This window comes from Phocaeicola oris (assembly GCF_021295095.1).
In the GTDB taxonomy this organism is placed as follows: Bacteria; Bacteroidota; Bacteroidia; order Bacteroidales; family Bacteroidaceae; genus Phocaeicola; species Phocaeicola oris.
The window spans coordinates 1-14,936 of sequence record NZ_JAJLQX010000026.1; the positions used below are offsets into that span (position 1 = coordinate 1).

The window sequence follows — 14,936 nt, forward strand, 5'->3', positions numbered from 1 at the left end:
CTGTCTATCAAAACAGCACGGGTTGCTCGATGGTGTATAGGGAATCAGTATGGCAAGGAAAAAAGTGTCTACCGGTTCAGCTAATGTAGCAAAAAAGTGTCTAGTAAAATCAGGTAAAGTCATCATAATAAGAACGCTTGAAGTGATACGCATGGCTTCCTAAAGTGATCCGTATGAGTTGCTCGATTCATCCGCATGAGTTGTTCGATTCATCCGCATGAGTTGTTCGATTCATCCGCATGAGTTGTTCGATTCATCCGCATGAGTTGTTCGATTCATCCGCATGAGTTACTCGATTCATGCGGATGAGTTGGGCGGTTTATCCGCGTCACTTTTTCTCGGTCTCTTTATGAACAATTAAAATAGTCTGACGACAAGATAGAAACATCGTTTAAATATTACTCTATGCCCTTTTTACCTAAGGAGAAGATTATATATGTTCTTTCTGTTGATGGTATCCTAAAGGCAAATCGTATTGAAAAAATTACTATAAGGTCAGTCTGCCTTATTAAAAAATATATGGAGTTTAAGGCGTTAAAAAAATAAGAGTATACCTTTTTGGGGCACACTCTCATTTCGATTATGAAGATTTTATGTGTTATTTATCGTAATGTGTATCCAGATAAACCACATGTGTAACTAAATACTCCTCAAGGCCGTGTTTACCATCGGCACCACCAATACCGGACTTCTTAATACCGGCATGGAAACCCTGAATAGCCTCGAAGTGCATACGGTTGATGTATGTTTCGCCGAATTGTAGCTCGCGGCAAACTTTAGTAGCTATATCAATATCTTTAGTGAATACAGAAGAAGCCAAGCCATATTCAACATCATTAGCCCAACCGATAACTTGATCTATATCGTTAAACTCAATGATTGGAAGAACCGGTCCGAATGTTTCTTTATGAACAATGTCCATATCTTGGCAGATGTTATCCATCACAGTAGCTTCATAGAAGTACCCCTTTGTTCCGATGCGATGTCCGCCGCAAAGAATTCTTGCGCCTTGTTTAACGGCATTCTCTACCTTTGCTTCTACACTTTCCAAAGCACGTTTTTCTACCAACGGTCCCATGTCTGCGTCCTTGACAATTGCAGGATCTCCAACCTTAACAGCTTTGAATTTCTTAACCAATAACTTGGTGAGTTCATCTTTGACATCTTTATGAACATATACCCGTTCTGCATTGTTGCATATCTGACCGGAGTTACCGATACGAGACTCAAGAATAGCTTGTGCAGCCAATTCCAAATCCGCGTCAGGGAACACAATAGCCGGAGCTTTGCCACCTAATTCCAAAGAAACCTTTGTAATGTTAGGAGCAGCAGCTTGCATAATCTGAGTTCCGGCTTCAACACTACCGGTCAGGCTGACAATGCCAATCTTGGGGCTGTTTGCCATAGCGTGTCCAACAACAGACCCTTTACCGGTAACGACGTTGATAACACCTGCAGGTAAACCTACTTCGTCAACAATCTTACAGAATTCGCAACAGTTTTCAGGCGTGAGCTGAGACGGTTTCAAAACGATGGTACAACCGGCCATTAAAGCTGCGCCGGCCTTACGAGCAATCAAGAAGAATGGGAAATTCCACGGAAGAATACCGGCAGCGACACCGATAGGCTCTTTGAATAGCATCATTGTTTCGTTGGGAGCGTCGCTCTGAATGATTTCCCCCTCGATACGGCGGGCGAACTCTGCCATATAGTCAAAATACGTTGCGGTAACGCCCACTTCGGTAGCAGCTAAAGCCTGTGTCTTGCCTTGTTCTCTCACCAGAATTTCCTGAAATTTATCAAAGTTAGCACGAATGCCATCTGCCATCTTATGAAGATAAACAGCACGTTGTGGAGCCGGTAACTTTGCCCATTTCTTTTGAGCTTCAACGGCCGCGTCAATTGCTTCTTCCACATCTTCAACTGTACCTTCCGGTTGACGACTTGTAATTTCCTCGGTAGAAGGATTCAATACATCAATCCATTTGCCGGATCTACTCTCAACGAACTTTCCGTTGATATACATTTTTAAGTCTTTCATGATAACTATTTTAATATATAGGGTTAAACATTTTATTTAATCCCTCTAAGATAGAAATAAATCTTTATAGTGTGAGAAGACTTAAATTAATTTTGTCAAAAAGTGATATAAAAAGATTTAAACGGAGATGTATATTACTTCTTTCGATATTCTCCGGGTGGAATACCTTCTTTCTCTTTGAACAAGCGATAAAAAGTGCTAACGCTTTTGAATCCGGACTTTTCTGAAATCTCAGATAAAGTGAGATCATTCGAATAGGGCGATTTCATTAACTTCTTTGCATGAGTGATTCTGTAGCTGTTTACCCAATCACAAAAGTTAATTTGCATTGTTTCGTTTATTATGCGGGAGATGTAGGTGCGATTTGTTCCCAACATTAAAGCAATATCAGAAATACGTAGTTCAGGGTTCTTAAATAATCCTTTCTCTTCTAATAATTGATTCAATTGTACCTTGGATATTGTTTGAGATAGGGCAGAGTTTTCATTTTCGCTTTCATCTGTTTTGTCGGCATTGTTCAAGTCGTTGGTAAAATCAGCTATACTAAAAGTCTGATGAAAACCTACATATCCGATAAAAAACAGAAATAATGAGTGCGTGACAGAAGGTATGGCTAATAAGGCTCCTTTATTTATAAAAAAATCTTTGCCTATTTGACTGGATATGGTGGAGATGATGGACGCGAACATGAAAGCAAAGAGCAACCATTTGATGGAATTAAGGTCTTTTCCCTTGGTATTGGAGTAAAAGTCTTTTAATCTTTTGTTATATTGACTGATGAGTTTGTAACCGAAAGAGACAGATAGAATTATCTGTAGTAAGAAAATCACTTTGAAAGCTCCGTCTTTGAATGTTTGTAAATTCATTAATAAATGAGAGGGTTGCGCATATCCTTCTTCATGATACATAATACTATGAATGTAAGCCTGCATATCATCGGGCGACGTAATAAAGTAAATAAAGAATGAGTAGATGGATAAAGCGATAGACGGGATGAGTATCCAGCTCCATTGCCAATTAATCTTTAAATCGTGGGTAAGTAAACGTATATAATAGTAATATAAAGGGTAGCCGGCTAATGATGTAAAGATCCAGATATTGTCTAAGAATGCAAATAAACGATATGCATAGTTAAAAAAGGAAGCATGTACCAAATAATTCAAGGAGGATAATAGGAGAAAAAAAGCAAGGTATCGTTTGGGTAAATTTGTTTTGCTGTTGCGAAATAAAATGATAGCCCATAACAGACATATAAGTAATGGCATCACCGAGAGTATGTAATACAATAACATATTTAATAAGATTTTGTACAAAAATAGGCTTTTTTTACGATTTGAGAAATCTTTTTTACGATTTGAGAAGTTTTTTTTACGAATTGAGAAAGATGTTCGGGTGTTTTGGTTGTAAATTCGTGCGAACTTGTATGGAAAAAGAAATAGAAACGAAATATAAAACAATTAAAGCGTGAAAGAAATGGAAGAAAAGGAAGTTATTTACATTGCGCCCCGAGTGCAGGTTATTGACATAATGTTGGAAGGAAGTATCCTTTCCGGTAGTGAAACGGGTGGCGGATCGGTACCGGCTGATATGTCGGGTGAGGATTGGTAGTATCTTTATTCATTAATGATAAAAAAGTTTAGTTTTATGAAGAACATATTGACATACATCGGAATAGCATCCTTGATTCTGTTGACAGGGTGCGCCAATCATGAAGTGACGGAACAAGACTTGTCCGGAAAAACGTCCGAGCGGACGCTGACTCTTACGGCATCTATGCCGACAGAAAGCAATACGCGTGTTACCATGACGGAGAATGACGAGGGAAACTTATCTCTTGCATGGAAAGCAGGGGATAAGATCAGCCTTTGTTTTGTGAAAGGGACTACGGTAAAAACACTGGCCGACGTTCCCGTCACCAATATCGGTGAAGGAGGCAAGATGGCCGATTTCAAGTTTATGATACCTGATGGTATCACCGAGCCGTTCAATCTGTATGGCATCTATGGCGCCGAATTGGAAAAAGACTTAACGACGGTAACATTTCCGAAGATGCCTTCCGGCTCTGCGTTGACAGACACGGAATCGATCAACGTCATGCGCTTTGACGCAGAGAATGTAACGATGGAATCGCCGCTTTCGGTGGCTTTTTCATATTTGGGCTCTTTATTGGGCGTTTGGCTGACGAATTCTTCGGATGCCGATTACATGCTTACCGGTCTCAGCCTTCAGAGTGGTGATGATTACCATTGGCTTTATAATGCTTCGGGACAGGCAACTTACGATATCGCCACGGGAACCTATATAAATAAGGAAGCGGGCAGTCAACTTGATTTCCCCTTGCCGGAGGGAGGCTTGCCTGTCGCATCGGGAGAGACATCAAAGGTGTATGCTTGGATAGTACCTACAGCTGAATCTGATGTTACTCAATCCATTACTGCTACAATGAATGAAACCGCGATGTCGCAGCCACTTCCGGCGAGAGCCTTTACGCTTGGAAAGTATTACCGATTAAAATTGCTATGGGACGGTACCAAATGGAAAAGACAAAGTTTGGTAGCGCATTGGCCGATGGACGGTAATACCAACGATGTTTTTGGGAACGGACATCATGGTACTATTGTCGGAGGTGTGACGCCTACCGAAGACCATAGCGGTAATGCCAACGGCGCTTATCTGTTTAACGGTACGGATGGGTATATCGACTTAGGCAGTTGGGAAAACGGTGGCACTATGACATTTACTTTCTGGGCACGATGGGATAGAACCAGTGGTATCTCAAGAATTATAGAACTAAGTGGAGGCGGAGAATACGCAAATGGTATTGTTGTCGGTAATGTGGATACAGATATAACGTTCCATTTTCTGCAAGGCTCTATCAATGAGTTACGAGCAACCGGAGCGGTTTCTACGGAATGGGGCTTTTATGCCGCGACTGTAGATGGAAAAGGTGTAATGAAAATATATAAGAATGGTGTTTATTTGGCGCAGAAAACAACTTATGTACCCAAAGTATTGACGAGAAATAAACAATATATAGGGAAGAGCACATTTTCGGTAGATGGTATGTTTAAAGGCGCTATTGACGATTTGCGTATTTATAACTATGCTTTAAGTGCTGAGGAAATGTTAGCATTGTATAATTCAACCTTATAAAAGATGTAAAATAGGGATTATCATACGACACAAACAGAAATAATTCATAATAAATCCGTTGGCAGAAAGAAGTTAAACTTATTCTCCCAACGGATTTGCATTGTATATTACCTCAAAACGCAGAGTACAGATAAAAAGCTGCAACGCTTATTGAGGAGTTATCAAATATTTTTCTTAATGTATTCGAGAAGAATGTGACAAGCCGGAGCATACATGGCGCCATGATCGAATCCGTCAAGTTCGTACAGATAGGCAGCTTTATGACCGACCTCTTGGAACAGACGCCAGAAGTAGGCTGTTTCCTCGTAACGCCCATAAAGTTCTAAGTTCCGGTCGCCCGAGACAATAAGGATAGGAGGGCAATCGGATCTGACGAACGAGAGCGGAGCATACTCATCAATAAGCGGTTGGGTAGGTTTCATCCCTTTCTGTGCACGGATATTGAAATGAGTAATAACTTGTCCGCTGAATGGGGCAAGTACAGCTACCGAATCGGCATCTATATCATATTTCTTTAACCAATGTTTATCCAGTCCGATGAGGTCGATGAGATAGCCTCCGGCAGAGTGACCGGACAGCGCGATCTTCTTTGTGCTTCCACCATATTTAGTGATATTTTTGAAAGTCCATGCTACGGCAGCTGCCGCGTCATCTATACAGTCGTCGATATTGACTTTATCACCTAACAAACGATAGTTGACGGCAATAACAGCTACTTTCTGATTCTTGAATTCTTCAGGGATAAACTTCTCGCCCGAAGTCAGTCCGCCTCCGTGGAACCATACGATGGTAGGAAAGTCTTTGATGTCTTCCGGATAGTACACATCCAGTTTACAACGGTTCAAAGCATATTCGTTTTCTTCAGACCGATAAGGGATGTCTTTGATAAGATTATAATTTTGTGCTGTCAGAGTGATGCATAGCAAATTAATTAACGAAAGGAGATACAGTTTTTTCATATTATTCTGATTGAAAAGATAGGACAAAGATAAAATATTTTTTGATATTCAGCGAAGAATCTATATTTTTATATGCAGAAAATAAATTTAATGATACAATATGAAGAAGTTTTTATTTACGTTGGCAGTCGCGTTATTATTCTCTGCCACAGCATTTTGCCAGACAAAGGTGATTGCTCATCGCGGATATTGGAATACGACAGGCTCATACGAGAACACGATCAGCTCGATACAGAACGCAGGGAATTTGGGTATATTCGGTTCGGAACTGGATGTGTACATTACTACTGATGATGTGCTTGTGGTGCATCATGACGCTGCTGTTCAGGGGCATAAAATAGATGAGTCTTCGTATGAGAAAGATTTGAAGGATATTATATTGCCGAATGGAGAGAAACTGCCTACACTGGAATCTTATTTGCGGGAAGGAAAAAAGTTCCCTCATCTGAAGGTAGTGGTAGAGTTGAAAAATCATACTCGTTGGGTGGATCAAGACCGTTGTGTCTTGGCAGTTGTCGATTTGGTACGTAAACTTCACATGCAAAACCAAGTTGATTACATTTCATTCAACATGAATATGTGTAAGGGGCTGATTCAGTTGGAGCCGTCGGCAGATGTTTATTATTTGAATGGCGAGACATCTCCGGCCGACTTAAAGACGCTTGGCTTTGCCGGTTTGGACTATGAGCAGGGCGTGATGGCTAAACATCCGGAATGGATAAAGGAAGCTCACGACTTAGGATTGAAAGTCAATGTGTGGACGGTGAATGAATCGGAAAAGATTCAGTGGTTTATTGAGCAGGGCGTGGATTTCATTACGACGAATAATCCTGTGGAAGCTAAGAAGTTAGTAGAGAAAAAGAGATAATTCTATTGGGAGTAAATAACAGGCGATAAGCCATGCTTTATTCATTGATAATGATGAGTTTCCTTATTATAAAGTATCGATAGCAAAAGTGATACGGATGAGTTGATCGGTTCATGCGTATGAGTTGGTCGGTTCATGCGGATGAGTTGATCAACTCATGCGGATGACTTTTCTCAATGATACGCATCACTTTTCTTGATGATATATATCAGATAATGGAGAGACGCCGATTGCTTTGAGGACTTAGTTTGTCGGATTGACTTTCGCGCTGTTGAACGGGGATTTCGGTAGCGTCTTCCATAGGTAAATAAAGAAGGCGATGAGGATAAGAATGCTTATCACCAAAAGCACATAAGTAGGAGTGGTGCCGATCATATCTTGAGTTGTTTTGCTCATATCTTCTTCAGTACCGGTAGTCATGAGAATAGTTGCTATCGAGTTATTCAACACATGACCTGCCATTCCGGGGATAATACTGCCCGTACGATAATACAGCCATCCGAATACAAGACCAAGGAAGCAGGCGAACAGTACTTGAGCAGGATTGACATGAATAAGTCCGAATATCAACGCGGAGATACCAATGGCTTTAATGGGTTTTACTCCGTTTTTCAGGAAGAATCCTTCGATGGCGCCTCGGAAAAGCATTTCTTCAACTATAGGAGCAATGATGACCATGGAGAGTAATCCCAAAGGATTATGGCTTATGTTGTAGAACATCCCTTCGAATATATTGGGGAACTCAAAGAGCTCGTTGATGATATTGGAAACAATAAGCGCGGAAAAGATGAAAGGAAGGCTCAGAATAACGGTTTTGAGTGAAACTTCTTTCAGGTTCAATCGGATATACTTGAAATATATCAGGTGGATAATCATGGCAATACCGGAAAGCACCAGACCAATGACGGTGGCATAAATGTCCAGCTTGCCTGTGGGTATAGAAAATATTTTGTTTAACGCGATGATGATATATCGGGCAAAAAGTGTACATCCGAATTGATAGAGGAAGTAATAAAGTATTAGTTTGATAGGCACGATAACCAACGGATATTTGTTGTAAAAACGCTTCATAAATTCTGTATTTTGTTCACAAAAGTAGGCTTTTATTCTTTCATTCGCAAAGGTATATGTCGTTTGTTTTGGAACCGGCACATTTATGGACGAGTTGAGGCGTTCGGATGATTCAGATGATAGAAACGTATTTTCTCATTTATTTTCCAATTAAATAATGAAATTCTCGGTGGTTTGTATTTATTTTCGTTAATTTGTGGAGAATTAAAAAATGTAATTATGAAAAAAATTACCCTTTTAGCTTGTATGTGGGTATTGATGCTGACAAGCGTTTTTGCTCAGTGGAAACCTGCAGGTGATAGAATAAAAACAAAGTGGGCAGAACAAATTAATCCACAGAACGTATTGCCTGAATATCCTCGCCCGATCATGGAGCGTTCCGACTGGAAGAATCTGAACGGATTATGGGATTATGCCATCGTGGACAAAGGGAGTGTTACACCTAAGTCGTTCGACGGACAGATTCTTGTTCCTTTTGCAGTGGAGTCTTCGCTTTCTGGAGTTGGAAAAACGGCAGGAAAAGACAAAGAATTGATTTATCAGCGTACATTCGATGTGCCTTCAAATTGGGGAAACAAACAGGTTCTTTTGAACTTCGGAGCTGTAGACTGGAAGACAGAAGTTTGGGTAAATAATATAAAGGTAGGTAGCCATACCGGTGGTTATACTTCTTTCTCTTTCGATATTACAGCAGCTTTGCAGGCAAAAAACAATGTGTTGACGGTTCGCGTATGGGACCCGACAGACGATAGCACACAACCTATCGGTAAACAAACCAATCGTCCGCAAGGCATTTGGTATACCTCAGTAACAGGCATTTGGCAAACAGTATGGTTGGAGCCGGTGAATAAGATTCATATTGCCGCACTGCATACCACTCCGGATATTGATACCCATCGGTTGAGCGTTAAGCCTTGCGTCGCAGGCGCTACTCCTTCCGATTTGGTTCAGGTTGACGTATACGATGGCAAAAGCATGGTTGCTTCCGGAAAAAGCATCAATGGCGAAGAGGTCAGTTTAGATATGCCCGAGGACGCAAAGCTCTGGTCGCCGGAAAGTCCGTTCCTTTATGATATGAAAGTGACTGTAAGGCGTGACGGAAAGGTGGTTGATGAAGTTTCCAGCTATACAGCTATGCGTAAATACTCCATTGGTAAGGACGAGAATGGTATTGTTAGAATGGAATTGAACAATAAGCCGTTGTTCCAATATGGTCCGTTGGATCAAGGATGGTGGCCGGACGGGCTCTATACTGCTCCCACTGATGAGGCTTTGAAATATGATATTCAGAAAACAAAAGATTTTGGTTTCAATATGATACGTAAGCATATTAAGGTAGAACCTGCTCGTTGGTATACTTACTGTGACCGATTAGGTATGATTGTTTGGCAGGATATGCCTTCGGGCGATATGAATCCGAATCCTAAATGGATGAATCACGACTATTTCACTGCTGTTGAGAAAGTTCGTACTCCGGAGTCGGAATCAACTTATCGTAAGGAATGGAAAGAGATTATGGACTGCTTGTACAGTTACCCTTGCGTCGGCACTTGGGTTCCGTTCAATGAAGCTTGGGGACAGTTTAAGACAGAGGAAATAACACAGTGGACCAAGTCGTATGATCCTTCTCGTTTAGTTAATCCTGCCAGTGGAGGTAACTTTTATCATTGTGGTGATATACTTGATTTGCACAACTATCCTCAACCGAAGATGTATTTGTATGATGGGTCGCGAGCTACTGTTCTTGGTGAGTATGGTGGTATTGGTTGGGCTATCAAGGATCATGTTTGGAAGCAAGACCAGAATTGGGGATATGTTAAGTTTAACTCAGCAAAAGAGGTTACAGACGAGTATGTTAAGTATGCGGAAATGCTCTATGATATGATAGCACGTGGGTTCTCCGCAGGTGTTTATACTCAGACAACCGATGTGGAAATTGAGGTGAATGGCCTGATGACATACGACCGTAAGGTGATTAAGATGGAAGAAGACCGTGTACGTTCTATCAATCAGAAGATTTGTCATTCATTAGATAAATAAGATATGAAATATTATGTCGGACTTCTGATATTGGTCTTGCTGACGGCATGTTCTTCCGCAAAGCAGACGGTTGAGCAGCAGGCGGCAACAGCTTATTATTCCAATCCGGTAGTGAACTATAGTCTTCCCGATCCTACTGTTATGCAAGGTGATGACGGCATGTTTTATCTGTTTGCTACGGAAGATATTCATAATGTGCCTATTCTTCGTTCACGAGATTTGGTACGTTGGAATCAGATTGGCACTGCATTTACTGATGCTACCCGTCCGACCTTTGTGAAAGGTGGGGGTATATGGGCTCCCGACATTAATAAGATAGGTAAGCAGTACGTATTGTATTATTCCATGTCGACTTGGGGTGGCGAATGGGACTGCGGCATAGGAGTTGCCACTTCCGACAAAATAGAAGGGCCTTACACTGATCATGGCATGTTGTTCCGAAGCAAGGATATCGGAGTGCAGAATAGCATTGATCCTTGTTTTGTTCATACTAAGAATAAGAATTTTCTGTTCTTTGGCAGTTTTCATGGAATCTATTTCGTGGAACTGACGAAGGACGGACTTGCTTTAATGCCCGGAGAGAAACCGCTTCAGGTTGCGGGGGATGCATACGAAGGGACATGTATCTTTCAAAAGGGAAAGTATTTCTATTTGTTTGCGTCTATTGGCTCATGCTGTGAAGGAGTGAAGAGTACCTATACTACCGTAGTGGGACGTGCCGAGAATGCGTTCGGTCCGTATTTGGATAAGCATGGAAATCGTATGATGGATAACAATCATGAGATTGTGGTTCATAAAAGTGATCTGTTTGTAGGAACCGGACATAATTCGAAGATTGTGACAGATAGGAAAGGTAACAATTGGATGCTTTATCATGCATACGAGCTCAATGCTTCTGAGAACGGACGTATTCTATTACTCGATGAACTGATATGGGAAGACGGTTGGCCAAAAGTGAAGAATACTGTTCCTGCTCTTCAGGGCAAAGTACCCGCCCTTTAAAATAAGGGAAGCAACTTTGCGGGTTTGCGTTAAGAGCTGAATTAGTTATATTTCGTTGGCCTCGATATAGCCGTGCATGACGGCATAGATAGTCAGTCCCGATACTGATTTGATACCTAATTTCTCCTGAATGTTTTTACGATGCGAGATAACTGTCGTGGTACTGATGTGCAGTTGGTCGGCTATCTCCTTATTGATAAACCCTTTGATTATTAGAACCAGTACTTCAATTTCCCTTTGGGTGAGGAGTACCGGTTCTGTTTTTTTCTGTTTTACTCCTATAGGCGGACAGTTCTGATGCCCGAATTTATAGAGCTTTAAAATATTCTTTATAAGTGTTTCCTCATCTTGGTAAACATCAATGGTATGAATACCTTGCAAAGCCGGCTGTTTCTCTCCGGAAGTCAGTACCATGGTGTGCGTCTTCATAGGGAGAAAGAACTGCGCATGATTCAGATATATCTGTGATGAAACAAAGTAATGGGCAAAATGAACTGTCTTGTTTGTCATCATTTCTTCAAAAGTGGAGAAGGTATGGATGGCAGCTACAGGAATAATCTTCTCGAGGATGGACTTTAATGCCAGATTAGTCAATGTATTTTGCTCAATAATTGCTATTTCAAAAAGAGTCTTCATAATTATTTACCTAAATAACCTGCAGCAGCTTCGGCACATCGTTCTCCATCTATTCCGGCAGAGACAATACCTCCTGCATAACCGGCTCCTTCGCCACAAGGAAAGAGTCCGCTGACAGTAATATGTTGTAACGATTCTTTGTCGCGTATAATCCTGACCGGCGCAGATGTTCTGGTTTCTACACCGATTATGGTAGCTTCATTGGTTAGGAATCCGTGACTGCTTTTTCCGAATGTAATGAATCCATTACGTAAACGATGGGTAATGAACTCCGGCATCCAGAGATGGAGCGGAGAGGAGATGAGCTCCGGACTATAAGATGTGGGCGGTAGATCGTAACTAACTTTTTTATTGACAAAGTCTGCCATTCGTTGTGCCGGAGCTGTCTGTCTCATATTTCCTTGTTGCCAGCAGAGTCGTTCCATTGTTTCCTGAAAGTACATCATATTCAAAGGGGTGTTTCCGTAGTCCGCGTTTCCTATTTTTAACGTCGGGTTGGCTAAATCTTCAGGATGCAGTTCTACTACCATACCTGCGTTGCTCCATCGTCCATTACGATTACTCGGGCTCATGCCGTTTACTACAATCTGTTGATCACCGCTTGCTGCCGGTACAACAAAACCTCCCGGACACATACAGAAACTGTATACACCCCGACCGTCTATTTGAGTAACGAAATTGTATTCGGCAGCCGGGAGAAATTTCCCTCTGCCATTTTTGTTATGATATTGTATCCGGTCGATGAGTGTCGCAGGATGCTCCAGACGAACACCTACGGCTATGCCTTTTGCTTCAATATCTACGTGATTATTATAGAGCCATTTGTAGACGTCACGTGCAGAATGTCCGGTAGCGAGAATAACCGGTCCGAGGAATATGTCTCCTTTATTGGTTTCTATGCCCGTTATTTTATTCTTTTCAATGATAAGTGCTGTCATCTTCGTCTCGAAGTGAACTTCTCCTCCGCACCGAAGTATAGTGTTTCGCATATTCTCTATCACTTTGGGGAGTTTATCGGTTCCGATATGGGGATGTGTGTCTTTCAGTATGGCCGTTGATGCGCCATGCTGACAAAACACATTCAGAATTTTATCGACATTGCCTCGTTTCCTACTGCGTGTATAAAGTTTCCCATCGGAATAAGCACCTGCTCCGCCTTCACCGAAACAGTAGTTGCTTTCGGGATTAACATAATGTTCTTTGCTAATCTTCGCTATATCCAACTTACGGTCGCGAACATTCTTCCCTCGTTCAATAATGATTGGGCGTAATCCTAATTCTATTAACTTAAGAGACGCGAACAGTCCTCCGGGACCGGCTCCTACCACTATCACTTGAGGTCTTCCTTCCACCGAATGATAGTGTGTACGCATGAATTCATCTTCTGGAGGCTCTTCATTGATATAGACATCCATAGTGAGATTAACGAAGATATCTTTGTGACGGGCATCAATACTTCGTTTTAGAATACGGATTGCATGGATAGTTCGTACATCAATAGCATTCTCTTTGCTTATATATTCCTTAATGGAATCTTCATTTGCAGCTATCTGTGGCTGTATGCGTATGGATAATTTTTCTATCATTTTCAATGTATTTATCCGAATAAAGCACGGAATGCCTCTTCAACCTTCCGGACAGGGATTAGTTGTATTTTCCACTTCTCGGCGTTGAGCCTCTGTATGTTATGTTTAGGCAGTAACATGCGATTAAAACCTAACTTTTCTGCCTCACCGATTCGTTGCTCTATACGGTTCACCGGACGGATTTCCCCACTCAGTCCAATTTCTCCTGCCATGCAAATATCTCTTTCTATTTCCATATCCATGTTGCTTGATAGAATGGCACTGATAACGGGCAAGTCTATGGCCGGATCGTTTACCCTTAATCCTCCGGCAATATTCAGGAATACATCTTTCTGAGCCAGTTTAAAGCCAACTCGCTTCTCCAATACGGCCAGTAGCATATTCATTCTCCTCAAATCGAATCCTGTTGCCGAACGCTGGGGATATCCGTATACGGCAGAGCTGACTAAGGCTTGGGTCTCGATAAGGAATGGCCGGACACCTTCTATAGCGGTAGCAATGGCAACACCACTCATGCCCTCATTGTCGGCTGAAAGCAGTAGTTCCGACGGGTTAGGCACTTGCCTGAGTCCATCCTGCCGCATCTCGTAGATGCCTAATTCCGATGTGCTTCCAAAACGGTTTTTGATACTTCTTAGAATACGATACATATAGTGTTGGTCACCTTCAAACTGAAGCACTGTATCTACGATATGTTCCAATACTTTCGGACCGGCTATGGATCCTTCCTTATTAATATGTCCGATGAGAATAACTGCTGTGCCGGTTTCTTTAGCGAATTTCAATATAGAAGCAGCACATTCGCGCACTTGCGCCAGACTGCCGGGCGAGGAGTCGACCACTTCCGTGCTGATAGTTTGGATAGAATCAATGACTACAATGTCGGGAGCAATGTTTTTTATGTCGGTATAGATATGTTCTAAGGAAGTTTCGCATGCAATCATGCAATCCGATGATGAATGTTTGATACGATTGGCTCTGAGTTTCAATTGGCGAGCACTTTCTTCACCCGAAACATACAGTACTTTCTTTCCGGTCAGTCTGAGAACTGTTTGCAGGATGAGAGTAGACTTTCCAATGCCCGGCTCACCACCTAAAAGAACTAAGGAACCGGGAACCAATCCGCCCCCCAATACACGGTTCAATTCATCATCTTTCATGTCTATGCGCTGTTCTTCGCCACCTGTTACCTCATCAAGAAGCATCGGTTTACTTTCCGTCCGCTCTATTCCTGAGATAGGGAGTTTGTTTTGGTGGTCTGTACGAATTACTTGTTCTACATACGTGTTCCATTGTCCACATGCCGGGCATTTGCCTATCCATTTGGGTGATTCAGCTCCGCAATTGTTACAGACATAAACATTCTTTTCTTTAGTCATATCCTGATATTAATAGTTACAAAATTATATAAATCTCCGGAAATATAGAATAAAAACGAGAGAAATGAAGCTAAATAATTTAATCGACTTATGTTAGAAATATATGATTCGAGATAATGAGTTAGTCGTTTTATACGGTTCATCTTTTTCAATCTCTTGATGACATAGATAGTTTGATAAAGTTAATCTACCTATCTAACA

Annotated in this window: 12 protein-coding genes; 5 read left to right on the top strand and 7 right to left on the bottom strand. The window is 41.5% G+C overall.

The features are described 5' to 3' along the window. Positions 1–598 precede the first annotated feature (598 nt). Entirely contained in the window at positions 599–2,041 is a 1,443-nt protein-coding gene (aldA, locus tag LO761_RS11180; RefSeq protein WP_272818364.1) for an aldehyde dehydrogenase, read from the bottom strand. Between the two features lie 134 nt (positions 2,042–2,175). Then, complete coding sequence (locus tag LO761_RS11185) at positions 2,176–3,333, bottom strand: helix-turn-helix transcriptional regulator (protein ID WP_272818365.1); 1,158 nt, start codon at positions 3,331–3,333, stop codon at positions 2,176–2,178. Between the two features lie 181 nt (positions 3,334–3,514). Between LO761_RS11185 and LO761_RS11190 the strand changes: the two genes are divergently transcribed. Together LO761_RS11190 and LO761_RS11195 are read left to right on the top strand one after the other, a co-directional pair. After that, positions 3,515–3,649 (top strand): hypothetical protein, encoded by a 135-nt coding sequence (locus LO761_RS11190; protein ID WP_272818366.1) that lies wholly within the window; start codon positions 3,515–3,517, stop codon positions 3,647–3,649. A 36-nt stretch (positions 3,650–3,685) separates the two neighbouring features. Continuing rightward, a complete protein-coding gene (locus tag LO761_RS11195) occupies positions 3,686–5,194 on the top strand; it encodes a LamG-like jellyroll fold domain-containing protein (protein WP_272818367.1) in 1,509 nt (502 codons plus the stop codon). A 161-nt stretch (positions 5,195–5,355) separates the two neighbouring features. Here LO761_RS11195 and LO761_RS11200 read toward each other — a convergent pair whose 3' ends face one another. After that, positions 5,356–6,153, bottom strand: coding sequence for an alpha/beta hydrolase (locus LO761_RS11200; protein ID WP_272818368.1), 798 nt, complete (start codon positions 6,151–6,153; stop codon positions 5,356–5,358). Between the two features lie 100 nt (positions 6,154–6,253). Here LO761_RS11200 and LO761_RS11205 point away from each other — a divergent pair, with 100 nt between their 5' ends. Further along, a complete protein-coding gene (locus LO761_RS11205; protein WP_272818369.1) occupies positions 6,254–7,021 on the top strand; it encodes a glycerophosphodiester phosphodiesterase in 768 nt (255 codons plus the stop codon). Positions 7,022–7,264: 243 nt separating this feature from the next. Here LO761_RS11205 and LO761_RS11210 read toward each other — a convergent pair whose 3' ends face one another. Further along, a complete protein-coding gene (locus LO761_RS11210) occupies positions 7,265–8,092 on the bottom strand; it encodes a CPBP family intramembrane glutamic endopeptidase (RefSeq protein WP_272818370.1) in 828 nt (275 codons plus the stop codon). A gap of 219 nt (positions 8,093–8,311) precedes the next feature. Here LO761_RS11210 and LO761_RS11215 point away from each other — a divergent pair, with 219 nt between their 5' ends. After that, complete coding sequence (locus LO761_RS11215) at positions 8,312–10,132, top strand: glycoside hydrolase family 2 protein (RefSeq protein WP_272818371.1); 1,821 nt, start codon at positions 8,312–8,314, stop codon at positions 10,130–10,132. Between the two features lie 3 nt (positions 10,133–10,135). Further along, positions 10,136–11,134: a family 43 glycosylhydrolase gene (locus tag LO761_RS11220; RefSeq protein WP_272818372.1), complete on the top strand. Its 999-nt coding sequence runs from the start codon at positions 10,136–10,138 to the stop codon at positions 11,132–11,134. A 45-nt stretch (positions 11,135–11,179) separates the two neighbouring features. Here LO761_RS11220 and LO761_RS11225 read toward each other — a convergent pair whose 3' ends face one another. From LO761_RS11225 to radA, 3 genes are read right to left on the bottom strand one after another with little or no spacing between them, the layout of a single operon-like run. Then, complete coding sequence (locus LO761_RS11225) at positions 11,180–11,770, bottom strand: response regulator transcription factor (RefSeq protein ID WP_272818373.1); 591 nt, start codon at positions 11,768–11,770, stop codon at positions 11,180–11,182. Positions 11,771–11,772: 2 nt separating this feature from the next. Next, complete coding sequence (locus LO761_RS11230; RefSeq protein WP_272818374.1) at positions 11,773–13,356, bottom strand: NAD(P)/FAD-dependent oxidoreductase; 1,584 nt, start codon at positions 13,354–13,356, stop codon at positions 11,773–11,775. An 11-nt stretch (positions 13,357–13,367) separates the two neighbouring features. Beyond that, complete coding sequence (radA, locus tag LO761_RS11235) at positions 13,368–14,735, bottom strand: DNA repair protein RadA (RefSeq protein WP_272818375.1); 1,368 nt, start codon at positions 14,733–14,735, stop codon at positions 13,368–13,370. Positions 14,736–14,936: the final 201 nt, after the last annotated feature.

Coding starts and splice junctions, on each gene's coding strand:
- LO761_RS11195 (WP_272818367.1), top strand. CDS start 3,686: ATGAAGAACATATTGACATACATCGGAATAGCATCCTTGATTCTGTTG.
- LO761_RS11230 (WP_272818374.1), bottom strand. CDS start 13,356: ATGATAGAAAAATTATCCATACGCATACAGCCACAGATAGCTGCAAAT.
- LO761_RS11215 (WP_272818371.1), top strand. CDS start 8,312: ATGAAAAAAATTACCCTTTTAGCTTGTATGTGGGTATTGATGCTGACA.
- LO761_RS11200 (WP_272818368.1), bottom strand. CDS start 6,153: ATGAAAAAACTGTATCTCCTTTCGTTAATTAATTTGCTATGCATCACT.
- aldA (WP_272818364.1), bottom strand. CDS start 2,041: ATGAAAGACTTAAAAATGTATATCAACGGAAAGTTCGTTGAGAGTAGA.
- LO761_RS11190 (WP_272818366.1), top strand. CDS start 3,515: ATGGAAGAAAAGGAAGTTATTTACATTGCGCCCCGAGTGCAGGTTATT.
- LO761_RS11185 (WP_272818365.1), bottom strand. CDS start 3,333: ATGTTATTGTATTACATACTCTCGGTGATGCCATTACTTATATGTCTG.
- LO761_RS11220 (WP_272818372.1), top strand. CDS start 10,136: ATGAAATATTATGTCGGACTTCTGATATTGGTCTTGCTGACGGCATGT.
- LO761_RS11225 (WP_272818373.1), bottom strand. CDS start 11,770: ATGAAGACTCTTTTTGAAATAGCAATTATTGAGCAAAATACATTGACT.
- LO761_RS11205 (WP_272818369.1), top strand. CDS start 6,254: ATGAAGAAGTTTTTATTTACGTTGGCAGTCGCGTTATTATTCTCTGCC.
- LO761_RS11210 (WP_272818370.1), bottom strand. CDS start 8,092: ATGAAGCGTTTTTACAACAAATATCCGTTGGTTATCGTGCCTATCAAA.
- radA (WP_272818375.1), bottom strand. CDS start 14,735: ATGACTAAAGAAAAGAATGTTTATGTCTGTAACAATTGCGGAGCTGAA.